Raw genomic sequence first — 17,816 nt, forward strand, 5'->3', positions numbered from 1 at the left:
AATAATGACTCAAGTTGGATGCAGTTTGAAGAATCGTACAATAAGTTCAAAAGCTTTAGATTAGCGCCAGCCTATATGATCAAAGGAAATCAATATCCAGAAGTTGAGTTTGATTCCGCTATCAGTATAAAAGAAATTCATGTCAAGCAAGCTTGGGAAATCGGTATTAATGATATTGAAAAAATAGCTATACACCCTGAAGATAATATTCTAGTACCAGAAGGTATAGTTAATCCACCTTTTCAGAAGGTATTAGAGTCAAAATAAGCTAGATCGCTCTAAATAGAAACTTCTTTATCTTATGACATAATAATAACCAAATAACCGATAGACTATTTGGTTATTATTACTGCTCTTAAATCTCACCTACCAACTGTAAGCTGCCCGCCAGAAAAACTAATACATGATTCGCAGAACCAAGATGATTGTTTTCTGATATAAGGTATATCCGCTGGTACATCAAGTTGATAAGGCCGTCCACAGTACTCACAGTGCACATCATCTAAGTAAGCTTGGCACTCCGCTAATACACCAAACAAAATATGATAATCAACACTATACTGTCTACAGAGCGTTTCTATATGCTCTACATACCGTCCATTATGCCCGTATGCCCAATAGTCTTCACATAGTTGTATGTCGGACTGATCTGCATTGGCGCTAAAAATAAGTTTTAAGCTCATGGTTATCTCCAAACCAAATAGTTAACGTTGATCACAACGAATAAGGAATATCGTAGTGATTCATAATGTCCAAAAATTTGGTCTCAAGATTCGTTAATGCATAATGATTTAGCGCTAACCCCTCATTGAGCTCACGTTGAACCCATATCCTAACCGCTTCATCATTGTAGAAAAGGGGGTTAACGCCTAGCATTCTTGCTAACTGCGAGCCCTGTTGTATTTGCAGGTTTACCATAAGCTTGGTAGATAGCGATATCGCTTCGGCGCTTAACCAGATTGAAGCATGCGGTGACTTAATAAATGTGTTCATGTATAACCTCCTGTAGATTAATATTTCTTTCTGTTAGTCGTAATGACTTCCTACAGATTGAATTATACATACATTTTGAGCTGATGCAAATCAAAATGACCTTCTATAGAGCTTTTTATTACTTAATAGAACATTTAACTCATTTGAGAAACTATATTGCTGCGTATTATTTGGTGTAATAACTGATAAGCGCAGCACTATCTTGAATTTTAAAAGGAGGAAAGTTTATTCTTCTTCCTTAACTAGCTCATAAAGGTCGCCCACTTCAATATCTAAATATAAGCATAGCTTTTCTACTACCTCTAGATCCACTCTGGTCGCTTCTTCGTTATACATACGTGTGATTGTGCCTCTGTTGACATCTGTATCTCTAGACACATCGGCAATCTTAAGTCTTTTTTCGCCCATAATTCTAGATAAATTACATTTCACCATAACCTCCCCCATAATAAAATAACCTACTGTAGATAAAAATGTCTTGCAAAAGATGATTTTTAGTGTAAATTATGTTCTATAGCAGGTCATAAAGCTATTAGATAATAACACTTTAATCTTTAGTAAGGATTTTACTATGAGTTATACCTATTTAACAACCGAAGAGCTGTCACAACGTATTAAATATGACAGCAAGACAATACGCAATCAACTTAAGGATGCGGTATTCATTGAGGGCGTTCATTACATCAAACCATTTGGAGGTAGAAAAATTCTTTTCATATGGCAAAAGATTGAAGAGTTAATGCTGACAGGCTACGACGATAACATTCCATTTGCAGCGGGAGCGTAATCATGGCGAGTATCAATAGCCGTAATGGCAACCTATATGTAGATTTTCGATACATAGGCCAACGTTGTAGAGAGCAAACCTTACTGGCAGACACTAAGCCTAATCGAAAGCGTCTAGAAAATTTCGTTAGTAAAATGCAAGCAGAGATTCAATTAGGTAGTTTTCGATATGAAAACTATTTTCCACAGAGTAAAAAGCTTGAGCAGTTTCAAAGCTTAGAGCTCATGAGATCAACGAATAGCCATAAGGACTCAAGCTCAGGATTTGATTGCTTTAGCAGAGTTTGGTTAGAGGAAAAAAAACCGGAATGGCGGTGCTCTCAGATAACTAATGTAGAAAACATACTTAAGATTTATCTACTTCCCCATTTTGGCAATGTGCCACTAAATACCATAAACAAAGCTAAAATAATGGCTTTTCGGGGTAATCTAGTCAAGGAAGGAAATAGTGGACGACTTTTATCAGCATCTCGAATCAACCACATTATGACGCCATTACGTATGGTGATTACCGAAGCATCTGAGCGTTTTGATTTTGAGAACCCTTGGAAGAATATAAAGCCACTAAGTGTACCTAAAAGTAATGTTAGTCCTTTTACCTTAGAGGAAGTCATGCTCATCATTGACAACGTCAGAGTAGACTATAAGCCATATTTCACAGTACGGTTTTTTACAGGCATGCGTACAGGTGAAATTGACGGTTTACCGTGGAAAAATATTGACTTTGAACGTAGACAAATCGTTATTGATCAAGCAATTGTTGGAGGTGTTATAGGTGACACTAAAACTTCCGGCTCTAATCGTATTATCCACATGAATCAACTGGTTTACGATGCATTGATTGAGCAGCAGAGCTTCACTAAACATCGAAGTGAGTTTGTGTTTAGTACAAAAGCAGGTACTCCTTTGAGTCATCGCAATGTGACAAAGAGAGTTTGGTATCCGTTATTGCGATATCTGGAGCTTGATATACGTAATCCCTATCAAAGTAGACATACGGCTGCCACTCTTTGGCTTGCTGCAGGCGAGTCTCCTGAATGGATTGCTGCGCAAATGGGTCATAGCAGCACTACAATGTTATTCACAGTGTATTCACGTTATGTGCCCAATCTAACTCGTCAGGATGGGAGTGCTTTAGATAAGCTACTGATAGAGCGAGGTATAATACAAAATCCATGAAAATACCTATGTTTAACAAAAAGACATCCAAATAGATGTCTTTTTTCGATTTTAATGCTGGATGCTTTACATTAATGAAGCTACAGTTATTTGAATGACTTGTAACGGTAGCAGCATAATGGCTAATAAAGATAGTAACTCTACAAATATTAAGGATTGGTTGAAGCTAAATCTCCTTGATTTCGCTAATGGCAATGATCTTGAAATATTACTTATCGAGCTAAAATTTTTAAAAGATACCTTACCTGAGCAATTTAGATCAGAATTGAAAGATGAGTATCGAACATTGTCTGAATGGATAAAAACATTAGATGTGAATAGTAATTTGACGAAGACGCATGAATTACAGATATACGAAAATGGAATTGCTCATAAAGTATTTTTAGAAAATATTAGAAAGCCTCATCTGCATTTAAAAGATCTCTATCTAATTACCTTTTTAATCCATCGAGCAGACTCGTCTAAAATAAATACTATCCGTGCTGTCTACTTTTTTCTATGTTTAAGGATGGTTGAGTTAACTGACTATGATAGTCGAATTGAAACTACGCTCGATGAATGCAGATTTTTAACGAACAAAACTCGTGAATTTTTAGTTCCGTTTTTACCTGATGTAACAGAATTGAAAAGCCTAAAGGATATTGAGGAGTTTCTTATTAATGCTCAACAAAACGATAGCTACACTAGATGGCTTGATGAGCGGCCCCTAACTTTTGATTTTGAAATACAGAAGTACAAGAATAGATTATTAAGTAAAGAGACATCTCTATCATCTGTTGAAGCTCAATTTGAAATCAATGAACGTATAGCTAAATACCTTTACGAATATATCTTACCAATCGAAAACTATTTCAAAAATGACTCCGGCATTACTCGCGTGACGACTGAGACTCATAAGATTATAAGTATCTTACAGGATAAAGATGATATCACTGGCAATACTGTTAGCGATCTCACCTACATATCAGAAAATGCTAGCGAAGCAAATGGATTTGAAGACCAAGAACGCCAAGACGATGAAGAGCAATCGTTTGAGCAGGTTAATTTCGAGCAACCTACAAACTACTATCTAGATAAAATCAGAGCTGAACAACAAGTTAACTGTAGACATCAACGGACTTTAAGTCAGGTAACTGATGTAAATGTTGCACATGCTGATGAAGTACAGATTTTAGTCACATATTTACTCAATAGTCTGATGAGTTTAGATATCAGAAGTATAAATGCTGACAACAATGATGAACAAGGTACTTTAAACATTGAATATGATCTAGACCATCAAACTTCTTTATATCTACTAATAATTTTATTGACAGGTAGATCTGAACTACTTATCTCAGAAGATTTGAGGGAGAGTTATTTATGCTATCGGTATCCACTAGAGTTTGCACCTACTCGTAGTAAAGTTCAAGAAAACTGGGATTCTAAACTATGCGCAGATAATACATCTACTCTCAATCTTTTCTACCCTATTGCAGTTGGCAATATATATTCTCATCTTTTACGTAACATAAGCACAAAGGTTTTGGAGGAGGTCAAACAAAAGGCCAGTGAGGCTCTAAAGGCTATAAATAAGAAGAGCAAAACTAGATTAACTTTTAATAAAGTTAAGAACTATTTAGAACACTACCTCATACAGAGTGGTCGAGATCAAGCTTTAGTTAATGTTCTAATTAGCAAACCAATACACCATTCTTCAGCACTTCCTTACTTTAATGTTAGCCAGCTAGATTTATTCTTATGCCAATATGATTTTAATGATCATTTGTATGATATAGCATTTAATACAGTCAGCGATGAATCCAAATGTAATGAAGAATATCAATTTTTTGAATTACCTGACGAAAGAGTTACAGGATATTGGGATAAACAAATAGGTAGTGTTTTAGCCATAAGAGAAAGCCGCTTAACATCTATAGTTAGCGATTTAATCACTCAGATCAATTCTGCCCTTTGGGATAAAAAAACTCTCAATCCTAGATCTATAGTTGACCTACATAATATTTTTACTGATTATTTATATGTTCTGCTCTCGGTCTCAAGCGGTTATCGTCCCGTACGTGAACCTTTTGGTAGGCTTGTAGATATAGATGTTAGAACTAAAAAATATTTTATTAGCGACAAGGAAAACCGTCAACATACTCGAGGCAGATATATTTATCTACCTGATATAGCAAATCAACAGATTGAGCAGTACATCAAGTATTTAAAGAGTAATGCCTTTATTTTAAATAGTCTGGGTAATAGTCTAGGTGATATTTACTCAGATATTCTTGACAGTAATATTGGCCTTATTACTTATCTAAAGCTGGATGAAAAAACTAACACTATTACTGAAGTTAGTCTTACCAAAACATTTATTCACGGAAGACTGTCTAAAATTTTAGATCTCCCATCAAACTGGCATCGTCACTTTATACGATCTTATAAAAGCCTAGAAGTTGGAATCTTTTCTGCTAAGCCTAACTCATCATTATCTAATAGCTTCGGTCACGATGTAATTGGCGCTTGGATGGGTCACGCTGATGAGCTTGGTTTTGACTACTACGATAAGCACAGTGGACTTAGAAGGAGCGAGTTGCGCCGATTCTCTGATGAGCTTAATGGAATAATTAAATATAACGGCTTTAAAGTCATAAGTTTGGAGACTAGATAATGGCTCAGCGTAAATCAGCTATTGACCAGCGTTCAGAAAATAGACATAAGGAAACCTCGAAGCGTAAAAACTTATCCAAACGACTGGTCAAAGAGTCTATAGATTTTGACCAAATTATTGCCTCAAGTGATCCTCAAACAATATTTAATGCTATGTGGGAGCAGCTTGATAAGAGATTATCAGAAAACAAACACTTTCAGGGCTATCTTAGTTATGTAGAAGGATATAACGAAGCAGTAAACTGCTGTCAAAACTATATTGAAGATAAGGACATTGCTATTGGCTTTCCAAAGCTTATCGTTACCTCATACCGTCCAAAGTCCTTTAGAAATAAAGTGACCTTTTCTGAAAAAAAGCAAATATTAGATTTTTATTTATATTGGATGGATAGTATAGCTAGCAAAGCTTACGAGATTACTATCACAGATTTGATGCTATCACTGATTTTCCACAGTGCTATATTGAGAAAGCCAGTATTGCAAACGATTATATCTTGCATCAGTGACAAATCATTAACTATAGAAAGCATATTTGAACTGCCTGTAGTAACTCTCATTATTGACGACGATAGCTATCATACTAATACTTATAGCAATTCAAAAGCGGTGCATGAGGTAAAAGTCTTTTTATCGCCATTAACGAGCTATTTGATCAAGCTCTATGTCAAAGGGAATGAAACTAGAAAATTAAAGTCTAGTACTGATGTTCAAAATCTTTATCAAATGTTAAAGATGACAAAATCTCTTAGCCAAAATCACCTATCTATGACTTTAGAAGAGTTTTTGATAGGTGCGGTCTATGTTTTAGAAGATTATCTATTTTTAGATCTGCCAGAACATACTTGGTATCTACTACTTGGTTTGGAGACGACATATGGCCTGTCAATAGCTAACTGGCAGTCTTTAATCTTTAGCATATCTCATAAGCCCACTACTAAGATAGCTATTAACATTGAGTGTCACAAAGATGTCGCAGTGGAACCTAAAAAAGGCAATCCTACCATTACCGTTGAGATTGCAAAGCTATTGAAAACGACTAAAGATGGAAAAACCTCAATGGCTAGATTCACAATTGGTCTCAAGCAGCTATATGAACGTTTATTAACGAACAACGCTCCTTTGAGTGAGCTTGCAATCGTAGGTTGGTTACTGACGAAAACAGTGACTAGTAAAAAGGTAAGCAGCATGCGGACTCATAGCGGTGGTATTACGAATCGCTGGTTATCATTAACTCAAGGTGTTGCATTTGAGGATCATACTGAAGAGGATTATATTCAACTTTATAGCGAACTTATCGAACTTGGTAAGTCTAAAGACGCTCAAAATGCTATTGCCACTAATATTGATGAGATACATGCATATTTAGTTAATCATCATGGCATTGAACCTATTGCACCTTTTTCATCTACCAAGCGAGCGCATCATAGGACAGGCTATCTTTCAGAAACCATGTTTCAGGCTATTCTTAATAATGCTGACAATCTTGAAATGACTAAGGATGAAATAGAAGCGGTGAAGCTCGCTTTGATTTTAGGGCAGCGCTGTGGACTCAGGATAGGTGAAATAGTTAAGATTAGATTAAAAGATGTGGCTATAACTTCAGCTTATCTAGAAGTGCGTAATAATAAATATGGTAATAATAAAACGGGTTCTGCCTTAAGACGGACATTGTTAGAACAACTTTTAACAAATTCAGAAATGTCGTTTTTCAAGAGAGTCGAGCTTAGGCGTAGTAAAAGTAAAGGGGATACCTTAATCGCTAATCAAGCTGGTATGGCTTATCGTGCCAGTGATTTATCAAAAACCATATCTCAGTTAATTAAAACTACAACAGGACTTTCTCATCTCACGACCCATCATTTAAGACATAGCTTCTTAACTAATTTTCAATTAATGTCATTTTTGTATGATAAAGCTAATGCTTTTAATGGGCATCAATGCTCTCAAACTTTAAAAGACTTATTACCTTATGACGAAGACAAGTCTTGTAAAATATTGGCTTATATTGAGACATCCCTACAATACAAAAAAATATATGCCTTAGCTGGAGTAGCTGGACATGCCAGTCCTAGCACTACTTTTGACTCTTATGTGCATTTGACTGACATTCAGATTGGATTGCTACTTTGGCACATGGATTACCAGTTGACGGCTAAACACTATAAATTACTAAGCGTTCCGAGACGTAGGGAAAAGCTGTTAGGTGCTACACCTACTGCAATTAATTATTATTTGCTTAACAAGCTCAAACTTAAACCACTGCCTAAACCAAAACATAGTGAACTACTAAAGACAGAAGATAAAACATCTACAAAGCCAAAAAGATATTCATTCGATGAAGTCCGTCAGACTCTTGAGGTACATGATAAGGAAGAAGATTTCAAGGAAAAAATGGATATTTATAAGCTTGATCAAAATACTTTTGAAATATGGCTTAATAACGCTCAGCAGTTGCAAGATCACCCTTCTTTTAAAACCATACATGGTAATTCAAGATTATTCGCGCCTGATGATAATATGAGCTTATTACCGGTATTCGACAGGTATGTCGAAGATAACAACATACTCATGCAGATGACCAATAAATTTCGTGACTTATATAAGATAGAAAAAAGACGAGAATCTATGCTTCAGTTTATAGCGCATACGCTTATGAACTCCCAATACCATAAAAATCATATTAGTTTTGATCAAGCATTAGATCTATATAGCTATATACAAGTATTAGGACAACTAGTCTTTAAAAAAAATATTAATTTAAAAATATACCATTATGCACAAGCTAGCGATGATGATAAAGAGCAATGGAAGCCTGTGATGAAATTACTTGCCTCATCTCAAATAAAAAAGTGCAATGTAGCTGATAAATTAAACGGCAAGATATACAAAAAGCAGATCCGTGCTGAATTATCACTATCTAGCCAAACTGAGCAGACTAGGCTTAATAATAGAGAGAAATCAAATCTCCCAATCAAGCAATGGACCGTTAGAACTTTACAAATTTTCTGTCATTACGCTTTCATTATGATAGGGCAAAGAATTAATTTAGGAGATCACAAGCCATGAATCTGTCAGCAAAGTCTATCAGCATTAATAGTAGCACTAAAATTAGTCTTCATCCGTTGGCTAGCCAACTAACTAAGCTAATAGTGAAAGCCTACTTAAGTGGTGGTCAAGAAGCCTATATTAAATCTATGCAGACTAAGTTTGATTGTTATAACAGTTTACCTATTCATAATGTATCGTTAGTAAATAAGGATGTGAATGAGTATTTACTCATTGGTGGTTGTTTTTCACCTGTATTTAACCTCAAAGATATTAATAACAACAATACTATTTTCTTAAGTTATAAAACCTCTAAAAAAGACTCTAAGCCTGAGCATAAGAAACAAGTTAAGAAAGAATTTGATCAGGATGTGATTGACTTTATATACATGGACTTTATCCGAGCAATATCAATACTCTCGTTAGCTAAACCTGGGCTTATGTATCCAAGCCTTAAAACAATAATGCAAGAGTATAAAAGTCAGATATGGAGTGAAATATTCAATAGGGAATCAAAAACCCCAAAAGATTACATTTTATTAAATAACGTCGCCGATCTGCTTGATACAACACGTGGCACATTGAATAGTCATACTAAACTAAAGAAGTAGCGGTTAATTCTTTCCGCTATGCCTGATTAGAAACAGAGCTATCTCACTAAGCTTAGAGTAACAAGCTAGACAACCTTAATCCTCGAATTGGAACACAAGCGATCTAATGCGAGGACTTATTCAGGATTGGATAGCGATATATCTACTTCTAGGAGTCATTAAAGAGATGATTTATGAGAGAGATACAAAGGGATGTAGTCACAACCGTATTAAAACTTAATAGCTCTGCCTAACCACGCTACCAACTCACGGGCAGGAGCCTGACTCAAACACTGTGGACAATTAATATAGGTCATTATACAGTCATTTAAATCAGTCAACATATGCAGTAATAACCCTAAACCAATTATCTTATAGGGCTTTGGTAGAAACAACATGCCCGCATATACTGCCATCGCATAATAAGTATGTAGCGGATGGAAATTAATACTACAACGATTGGGCGAAAAGATAGGTGTCGCTAGCAGATGATCTAAATCAACTAGCATGGTTGCTATTAGGATCAAATAAACTCGCTTATAGTCACTACGAAAAAACATATAGGCGATAATCAACGGCATGCCAAAATGTAGAAAATAATGGATAACGGTTTGACTCATCGCTTTTTCCGAACTAAGAGGGTGTTTTAAAAATTGTTCTAAGAGTATCATACACGATCTGAGGTATACCTTCACACCTGAAAGGCAAGCACGAATCCACCACCTGACGTACGGAAGTTAGTCACCTGACCTTAATAAACACGCGCAGCAAGTAACATACTAATCTGCCGTTGGGAGACGCCAGTAAGCGGCGTTTCGGTCTGGTAATAACGAACGAGTAAACATGGAACTGCATTTATTGCTATGGCTATTTTTGGAGGAATGATGACTCTTGCAAACCTATCCCGCCGAGCAGCGACATCAGCAGTGCTTGCCCTAATGATATGGAGCGTAAGTTTCTTTCTCCATTTTTTTTGGGAGATGGCACAGGTACCGTTCTTCTCCGGTATGGCCGAAGCGAGACACTGGGACGTGGTCTGGCTTTGTACGCGTGCGACCGTCGGTGATGCCAATATTGCTTTTGGCGCCTACGTGCTTGCGGCGTTATTTGTAAAAGATTGGCTTTGGATTGCAAAGCCGTGGCGTCTGTCGACTTTATCGATATACCTTGGCGTTGGCCTGACCGTAACAATACTCTTTGAATACTGGGCAACTGGCGCTGGCCAAAGGTGGAATTATAGTGGGCTGATGCCTGATGTTCCGTTATTAAGCATAGGTGCGTTGCCGCTCGTTCAGTGGGTGGTCATTCCGATACTGTTAATCTACACTGTCAAGTGGATGTTCCTAGGTTGGCAGATATCCAATTAATAGAGGTTAGCATTAAGAGCAGTTGGTGCTATTTAGCTCATTACACCTGAAAGACGGGCGCAAACCCACCTCCTGGTGTACGGAAATTAGTCGTCTGACCTTGATACACACGCGCCGCAGGTAGTAGCAGTTGTCCGTCATACGTATAAAGACGTATATCCACCTTTCTCGTTGTTACAGTGTCATCAATTTTTATTGATCGCTCTCCTGCAGGAACAAAGGTCTGTACGATATAATCCTCATCAAGAATGTTCTCAAAAACGCGTCGAGTCAGCTTGCTACCGCGATAGACCCCTTTGCTTCCATGACCAGCAACTGGCTTAAAAAACAGCTGTCGCCGAGTACGCCACAACGCTGCTGCCTCGTCTTTTGATACAAGCTTAGTCTTTGGTATCGACTTTTCAAGGTACCTCGCTGCAGCCTCATCTAGACCCCAAGCGCGCAATGTCTGCGAATCGGATAGCAAGGTCAGGTTTTGCTTATTGGCCAACATAGCATGTACATGGGGATTGGGTGTCACCACCACAGCACCCTCTAGATAAGCACTTTTAAGCACGGCGTGGTTAGGGTTTTCAAATGCAAAGTCGACCAGACGATTGTATATCATATCGATTTTCTGTCCATGGGCTGTCAGAGCACCATCGACATAGTCGAGTTCAGAGGGATCTAGTATCACAGTGTCAACGCCCTTAGCTTGGAGCAGTTGACGTGCTAACTGGAACTCCAAAAACATGAACTGATTCTTAGGGTCATTATCGATAATAGCTATGCGATTAGGCATGGCAGTAGCTGATTGTCGCTGCCACTCTTGTATGAACATGCTAGTGACAGCTTCTTCAAACCCATCAAGCATTTTAGTAATATCAGCACTTTGCTCAGAAGGGTGGCAGCATTGTTTTTGTGCACGGGCAAGTGCTACGTTTAAAAATGCGCCTCCAGCGTTAGTATTGATCTCAATAAGTTGAGGGCCATCGCTACCTAAGTGAAAGTCATAACCCATAAAGGCTCCTATTGGCCCTGGATCGAAAGCAGCAATTTTGGGTGCCCATGACAATACTTGCTGTTGGTAAGATGGAAGTTTAGCAGCCGACTCAATAGCTGCGACGATTCGCACCATTGTCTCTATCTCTGTTTTAGGGACGAACACTGGTGTTGCTGAAAAAAGCTTATTAAGCTCGTTCGCTCCTATTGGATTGTTTCTAGTTTCCATTAATTGATCTTGAAGGCTTGTATTGAGCGCTTTACGATTGAGAGTAATGCAGTAGCACTCTTGATTCAGTTGATTTGCAAGACCGTCATTAGTTTCTTCGTTGTTGCTGGTTAAGTGTTCCATTTAAACCTCGTCGTTAAGTAGAGTGCTTACGCTGACATACTCTAGTAAACAGCAAAAAACAAAAGGGGTATTTGGCGTTTTTACGATGATGCTAGTTGCTTTTTAATGTCTCACTTCCTGAGTCTAAAGCGGTGCTTCATTCCTCTTTGATTAACATTTTTGCTAAGAATAAACCCAACTCAAACAATAGCCACATAGGAATCGCTAGCAAGAGCATGGATATGCCATCAGGCGGTGTTACTACCGCTGCAACCGCAAAGCAGCCGACAATGATATAACGACGCTTGTCTGCTAAACTCTGAGTAGAAACGATTCCAACCATTATCAGTAGTAAGGTAACCACTGGAATCTCAAAAGTCAGTCCAAACACCATAAACAACTTGAGGGCAAAGCTCAGATAGCTATCAATATCGGTCATCGGTATAACGTTCTGCGGCGCGAATAGGATAAAAAATTTCAATACACCTTTGAGCACGACAAAGTAGGCAAAAGCAACCCCCGTATAAAATAGAAATATCGAAGACAACAGCACAGGAATAGCAATTTTCTTCTCTTTCTTATATAAGCCAGCGGCGACAAACGACCAAATTTGATACAGGATATAAGGCATCGCTAAAAATGCAGCGACAAAAACCGTTAAGCGAATGGGTGCCATAAAGTTTGACGTTATATCAGTGGCAATCATGGTCGAATTGATGGGTAACTGCGCCACTAATGGGTCTGATAAAAGATTATAGAGCTCTCGTGAAAACCCTACCAATGCTAAGAATATAATCAAGACGGCCACGCATATTTTGATGAGATGCTTGCGTAGTTCAATCAAGTGTTCAGTGATAGGCATATCACTGAGCGTACCTAACCTATCTCCAGACTCATTATTCTGTGTTGTATCTGTTGGCGCCTCAAGTTCCGTAGCAGCGATTTTTTCTTGTCGACTTTTTCGCTTTTTAAATAGGCTCACTGATCCGCCTCCTGTTTAATGAACGAGGAGGAAGTATTCGGTTGATGCTCTTTATCATAAGAGGTGATTGGTTGATGTGAAGCGTCTAAGCTTTGGTTCTGCGACTGCTCAAATTTTTGCATACTACCGCGCATCTCTGCTAGTTCACGCTTCATATCTGACTCAGTCTGACGAATTTTTGCAAGCTCATTTTGCATTTGTTGGCGCGTTTCAGCCAGATCAAGCTCAGCTTCTATTTCAGACTGTAGAGTGGATACTGTACGGCGCAGTTTGGCATACCATTGCCCAGCCGTACGCGCGGCCTGCGGCAGTGTTTCTGGGCCCAATACGATTAAAGCAATGATGCCAAACAAGAGTAACTCGGAAAACCCGATATCAAACATAACAGTCACATATATTAAAAGACTATTTAGTGCCGCTATTTATAAGCGGCTCGCTTCATACTTTGTGCTGATCATCAGTGGTGACAGGGCTGATTTCTGTATCATCAGCCTGAGCCCCTACCTGTGTATTTAAATCATTACTTGCAACTGGACTACTATTTTCATGGTCAAGTGCACGATTATTGCGAGCATGCTCGGTTTCTTCATCTTTGACTGCTTCTTTAAAACCCTTTACTGCACCGCCTAAATCTTTACCAGCATTTTTAAGCTTAGCGGTGCCAAATACGACCACCACCACAACCAATAAAATCAGCCAATGTGTAATAGAAAAACTACCCATAACGATATCCTTATTTTTAAATTCTAATAAAACCCGTATTGGGCATTACGTTTTGACAATTTTTCCTAACATTCATATCACAAGTCTAACCTACGTAGTCTAAGCGCGTTAGCAATCACCGAGAATGACGACAAGCTCATCGCTGCCGCTGCTATCATCGGACTGAGCAGAAGCCCAAATATGGGATAGAGCACACCTGCGGCAATAGGAACACCAAGTGCATTGTAGATAAAGGCAAAAAACAGATTCTGTCTGATATTGCGCATGGTGGCGTGGCTAAGCTTATAAGCTTTGGCAATGCCCATTAAATCACCTTTTAGCAGGGTAATGCCCGCACTCTCCATCGCCACATCGGTACCGGTTCCCATAGCGATACCAACATTAGCTTGCGCTAGCGCTGGTGCGTCGTTGATACCATCACCCGCCATAGCGACCAATTTACCGCTGTCTTGCATTTCTTTGACGATACGGTTTTTATCCTCTGGTGAGACATCCGCATGAACTTCATCAATACCTAGTTTATTGGCGACTGCCTGCGCGGTTTTTTCGTTGTCACCGGTTAGCATCACAACTTTTAAACCTGCGTCATGAAGCAGTGAAATAGCCTCTTTAGTGCTTGGTTTAATAGGGTCAGCAACTGAAATAATACCAGCAGCTTTACCGTCTATAGCCACAAACATTACCGTTTCACCGTCTTTTCTACGGACATCAGCTTTAGTGGACAGCTCATTATCAAAACTATTTAGGCTTTCCATAAGCTTAGAGTTACCAATAGCGACTTTCTTACCATCGACCACGGCTTGTACGCCTTCGCCAGTAGTCGAATTAAAGTCAGTAGCTTTAGGAATAATGAGTGATCTTTCTTGAGCTGCTCTAACGATAGCTTCTGCTAAAGGATGCTCGCTAGCGCTTTCTACTGAGGCTACCAATGCGAGGAACTCGTCTTCATCTTGACCTACCTGCGCATCAATTGCGGTAAGCTCGGGCTTACCAGCGGTCAGTGTTCCGGTCTTGTCGACGACAATGGTATCGACTTTTTCCATACTCTCTAACGCTTCAGCATTTTTGATGAGGACGCCGTTTTGCGCGCCTTTGCCGGTACCAACCATAATGGACATCGGCGTCGCTAGACCAAGGGCACAAGGACAAGCAATAATCAGTACCGCAATCGCGTTAACCAAAGCATAGGCCATAGCGGGCTCAGGGCCGAATATCGCCCAGACAATAAAGGTTATGATAGAGGTGACAATAACAATAGGTACGAACCAACCCGCCACTTGATCTACCAAGCGCTGGATAGGCGCGCGGCTACGCTGGGCTTCAGCAACCATTTGTACAATTTTAGATAATACTGAATCTGCTCCAACATTGACCGCTTCGACTAATAGCGTTCCGGTGCCATTTACCGTACCACCAGTCACTGTATCTCCTGCTACTTTTGATACAGGGATTGGCTCACCCGTCACCATTGATTCATCAACACTACTATTACCATCGATCACTGTACCATCTACGGGTAGTTTCTCACCTGGTTTAACCCGTAGCTTATCGCCAGTGACGACCTCATCAAGCGAGACTTCGACTTCTTCACCGTTTTCATCGACACGTCTTGCGGTTGGTGGTGCGAGCTCAAGCAAAGCTCTAATCGCACCTGAAGTTTGACTTCTAGCTTTGAGCTCTAATACTTGACCCAGTAGCACCAAGGTTACAATGACAGCTGCTGCTTCATAGTAGACTCCGACTTGACCAGAGGCATCTCTGAAACTGTCTGGGAAAATATCGGGAAAAAAGGTCGCGACAATACTAAAAATATAAGCAGCGCCTACGCCTATCGCAATCAAAGTAAACATATTTAGATTGCGGCTTTTTATAGACTGCCAGCCACGAACGAAAAACGGGGCGGCGCCCCAAAGCACTACAGGGGTCGCGAGCACTAACTCAGCCCATTGTAAAACCTGTGAAGGTATACCATACTGACTAAAGTCAACTCCAAACATACCGCTCATCACATATATTAATAGCGGTACAGTCAACACGGTACATATCCAAAAACGACGAGTCATGTCGTCAAGCTCTGAGGTGTCCTCTTCACCGATAGTAAGCGTTTCGGGCTCAAGCGCCATACCACATATCGGACAACCGCTATTTCTAACGTCTCTCACTTCAGGATGCATAGGACAGGTATATACCGTGCCATCGTAATCAGCAGGTACTTTATCGTATTTACCGCCTTTAACAGATTTTACTCCGCTACTATCAGTATCCTTTCCATGACAGCTAGCGTGACTATCATCTTTAGCAACTTCGTCTTCAGGTTTAAGAAACATGCCACATATTGGGCAGTCACTTTTTTCAACATCTCTTACTTCTGGATGCATAGGACAAATATAGACCGTACCGCTATAATTTTCCGGTATCTTGTCGTACTTATCGTCTTCGACAGACTTTAACTCAGTACTATTATTAGCATCCGCTCCATGACAATGCGCATGACTATCTTCATGGTTGTTGGATTCAGCAACCTCGTCTTCAGGTTTAAGAAACATGCCGCATATCGGACAATCGCTCTTTTCAGTATCTCTAACCTCAGGATGCATCGGGCAGATATAAACCGTACCACTATAATTTTCTGGTACTTTATCGTACTGACCACCTTTGATAGATTTTTCATCGGCAATATGTTTCATAAAACCACTCCTTGAAGACAATAAATATTTATAATAAGTACAACTCTTAAAGCACTATCATCAATCCTCGATTGCTATTCATCTAATCATTAATCTAAAAACCTCTAAAAAATAATTTCTATACTTTTCAATTGGAATTTAGTTTTTATCACGCAAATACTTGAGCAGTGCCATGATTGTTAGTACTAGTACTGCGAAAAATAGTAGGGTGAATAACAAACAGATAAGCATCATAACCCAGCCCATGCCATACATCATTGAGCCGTTCATCATGCCATGCATTGACCCATTCATTATGATTTCTCCTCAGTCTAAACTGTGATCACTCCAACTCTTCAATTAATTTTTACTCGAACCGAAGAGGTTTACTGACTGTTAATATATCAATATCTTTAGCGCACTTTGGCGAACCAACGGTATAATGGCACGAATAAGATTGCGAAATACCAACCGTAAAGATACGATTCGACAAACCCAATTAGAAAACCTGTCCACGTCAACCACTCAAAGCCAGGTAGCAGAGGCGCCCAAGCTTCATGCATACTTATCTGTTCGGGTGCAAGTAAGCCAAAGCCTATGCATAACAGGTAACTAATGAGTAGAAACAACGATACACTGTTGCCAACAGGGGCAATCCTTAAAGTACTTGTTGTTAAGTTTGATTTGACCATCTTAGTAATCCTCACTATTGTATGATGTGGTTCAAGCTCAAGATAACCAATCGTATCTAACCATGCTAACTCTAAGGATTTGTATGAATTAAAGCTTTATCCTGTATTGATATTACTTTTTAACTCGTGCGGCGGCGGCAAGTTGACGCCATTGACCCCATTGAGGAATAAACATTGGCACTTGCTGTTTGTAAGCAAGGTAGTCTTTACCAAACTCTTCAAACATATGCCGTTCCTCACGTCGAGCTAACCATGTGTATACAAGCACAATCACTGGAAACAGACCGATTGAAAACAGAGTTGGCCAATGCACCACACCCTCACCGAACAGTGCAATAAACAACCCGGTGTACTGAGGATGACGTACGTAGGCATAGAGTCCATCAGTTACTAAACGATTTTCCCCTCGTGCTTTGTGGACTTGGCGCCAACCTTGAGCAAAAAGACCGACTCCTAAAAATGCAATAGCATAGCCGAGTAGCATTGAGATCATCATGCCTGTCTCACCTAAACCAACAAGGGTCGACCATAAGCTAGCGCTGACATATTGGCTGTCCAAACCAAAAAACCGTACTAATAAATATATAGTGAGCGGAAAGCCATACATTTCTGCGTAAAGTGCAATAATGAAAGCCTGAACTACACCAGCACCCGCCCATTCACGCCAGTTCTTTGGTGCGAAATAACGGTAAAAGAACCAAGAAATCAGAACAATAACAATTAGTGCGAGACCCCAAGTTCCAGCGTGATTAAATGACTCATTCATAGCTTACTTTCCCTGTTGTCTTTATGAATATCGTATTGCATGAAATCAATTCTTGAAGAT

Annotated in this window: 19 protein-coding genes; 7 read left to right on the forward strand and 12 right to left on the reverse strand. The window is 39.3% G+C overall.

The annotated features are described in order from the left end of the window. The coding region (locus CXF62_RS05335; RefSeq protein WP_206780876.1) for a hypothetical protein at positions 1-267 on the forward strand (267 nt) is incomplete at its 5' end. Between the two features lie 95 nt (positions 268-362). On the opposite strand, the gene CXF62_RS05340 is transcribed toward CXF62_RS05335, so the two are convergent. The 3 genes from CXF62_RS05340 to CXF62_RS05350 all read right to left on the reverse strand — a co-directional run bounded on the left by CXF62_RS05340 (position 363) and on the right by CXF62_RS05350 (position 1,440). Further along, the gene (locus tag CXF62_RS05340) at positions 363-683 is read right to left on the reverse strand and encodes a hypothetical protein (protein WP_102078717.1); all 321 of its coding nucleotides are present in this window, start codon (positions 681-683) and stop codon (positions 363-365) included. A 31-nt stretch (positions 684-714) separates the two neighbouring features. Next, on the reverse strand, positions 715-993 hold the full coding sequence (locus tag CXF62_RS05345; RefSeq protein WP_057758591.1) for a hypothetical protein: 279 nt from the start codon (positions 991-993) through the stop codon (positions 715-717). Between the two features lie 225 nt (positions 994-1,218). Continuing rightward, positions 1,219-1,440 (reverse strand): helix-turn-helix domain-containing protein, encoded by a 222-nt coding sequence (locus CXF62_RS05350; protein ID WP_322868751.1) that lies wholly within the window; start codon positions 1,438-1,440, stop codon positions 1,219-1,221. Positions 1,441-1,564: 124 nt separating this feature from the next. Here CXF62_RS05350 and CXF62_RS05355 point away from each other — a divergent pair, with 124 nt between their 5' ends. From CXF62_RS05355 to CXF62_RS05375, 5 genes are all read left to right on the forward strand, one after another. After that, positions 1,565-1,780: a hypothetical protein gene (locus CXF62_RS05355; RefSeq protein WP_021813684.1), complete on the forward strand. Its 216-nt coding sequence runs from the start codon at positions 1,565-1,567 to the stop codon at positions 1,778-1,780. Between the two features lie 2 nt (positions 1,781-1,782). Further along, on the forward strand, positions 1,783-2,958 hold the full coding sequence (locus CXF62_RS05360) for a site-specific integrase (protein ID WP_057758589.1): 1,176 nt from the start codon (positions 1,783-1,785) through the stop codon (positions 2,956-2,958). Positions 2,959-3,076: 118 nt separating this feature from the next. Continuing rightward, positions 3,077-5,614: a hypothetical protein gene (locus tag CXF62_RS05365; RefSeq protein ID WP_057758587.1), complete on the forward strand. Its 2,538-nt coding sequence runs from the start codon at positions 3,077-3,079 to the stop codon at positions 5,612-5,614. Further along, positions 5,614-8,679 (forward strand): site-specific integrase, encoded by a 3,066-nt coding sequence (locus tag CXF62_RS05370; protein WP_102078716.1) that lies wholly within the window; start codon positions 5,614-5,616, stop codon positions 8,677-8,679. Before CXF62_RS05365 ends, CXF62_RS05370 begins: the two co-directional genes overlap by 1 nt. Further along, positions 8,676-9,269 carry a hypothetical protein gene (locus tag CXF62_RS05375; RefSeq protein WP_057758583.1) on the forward strand — a complete coding sequence of 198 codons (594 nt, stop codon included), beginning with the start codon at positions 8,676-8,678 and terminating at the stop codon, positions 9,267-9,269. Before CXF62_RS05370 ends, CXF62_RS05375 begins: the two co-directional genes overlap by 4 nt. A 209-nt stretch (positions 9,270-9,478) precedes the next feature. Here the strand turns inward: CXF62_RS05375 and CXF62_RS05380 are convergent, their stop codons facing one another. Then, positions 9,479-9,868, reverse strand: a complete 390-nt coding sequence (locus CXF62_RS05380; protein WP_025652669.1) for a DUF6122 family protein — start codon at positions 9,866-9,868, stop codon at positions 9,479-9,481. Between the two features lie 411 nt (positions 9,869-10,279). Here CXF62_RS05380 and CXF62_RS05385 point away from each other — a divergent pair, with 411 nt between their 5' ends. Continuing rightward, a complete protein-coding gene (locus CXF62_RS05385; protein WP_227511193.1) occupies positions 10,280-10,615 on the forward strand; it encodes a hypothetical protein in 336 nt (111 codons plus the stop codon). 40 nt (positions 10,616-10,655) lie between these two features. Here CXF62_RS05385 and CXF62_RS05390 read toward each other — a convergent pair whose 3' ends face one another. The 8 genes from CXF62_RS05390 to CXF62_RS05420 all read right to left on the reverse strand — a co-directional run bounded on the left by CXF62_RS05390 (position 10,656) and on the right by CXF62_RS05420 (position 17,756). Next, entirely contained in the window at positions 10,656-11,948 is a 1,293-nt protein-coding gene (locus CXF62_RS05390; protein WP_057758581.1) for an ATP-grasp domain-containing protein, read from the reverse strand. Positions 11,949-12,084: 136 nt separating this feature from the next. Next, positions 12,085-12,909, reverse strand: coding sequence for a twin-arginine translocase subunit TatC (tatC, locus tag CXF62_RS05395; RefSeq protein WP_057758579.1), 825 nt, complete (start codon positions 12,907-12,909; stop codon positions 12,085-12,087). After that, positions 12,906-13,292 carry a Sec-independent protein translocase protein TatB gene (tatB, locus tag CXF62_RS05400; protein WP_102093201.1) on the reverse strand — a complete coding sequence of 129 codons (387 nt, stop codon included), beginning with the start codon at positions 13,290-13,292 and terminating at the stop codon, positions 12,906-12,908. Before tatB ends, tatC begins: the two co-directional genes overlap by 4 nt. A gap of 55 nt (positions 13,293-13,347) precedes the next feature. Further along, entirely contained in the window at positions 13,348-13,632 is a 285-nt protein-coding gene (gene tatA, locus CXF62_RS05405; RefSeq protein WP_057758575.1) for a Sec-independent protein translocase subunit TatA, read from the reverse strand. 77 nt (positions 13,633-13,709) lie between these two features. Next, positions 13,710-16,319 carry a copper-transporting P-type ATPase gene (locus CXF62_RS05410; RefSeq protein WP_102093203.1) on the reverse strand — a complete coding sequence of 870 codons (2,610 nt, stop codon included), beginning with the start codon at positions 16,317-16,319 and terminating at the stop codon, positions 13,710-13,712. 138 nt (positions 16,320-16,457) lie between these two features. Continuing rightward, a complete protein-coding gene (locus CXF62_RS14685) occupies positions 16,458-16,613 on the reverse strand; it encodes a hypothetical protein (RefSeq protein ID WP_156770962.1) in 156 nt (51 codons plus the stop codon). 98 nt (positions 16,614-16,711) lie between these two features. Continuing rightward, positions 16,712-16,990 carry a DUF5676 family membrane protein gene (locus CXF62_RS14960; RefSeq protein WP_102093205.1) on the reverse strand — a complete coding sequence of 93 codons (279 nt, stop codon included), beginning with the start codon at positions 16,988-16,990 and terminating at the stop codon, positions 16,712-16,714. 112 nt (positions 16,991-17,102) lie between these two features. Further along, positions 17,103-17,756, reverse strand: a complete 654-nt coding sequence (locus CXF62_RS05420; RefSeq protein ID WP_068037334.1) for a methyltransferase family protein — start codon at positions 17,754-17,756, stop codon at positions 17,103-17,105. Positions 17,757-17,816 lie beyond the last annotated feature (60 nt).

Origin of the sequence: Psychrobacter sp. MES7-P7E (assembly GCF_002863645.1) — a bacterium.
Taxonomy (GTDB): Bacteria; Pseudomonadota; Gammaproteobacteria; order Pseudomonadales; family Moraxellaceae; genus Psychrobacter.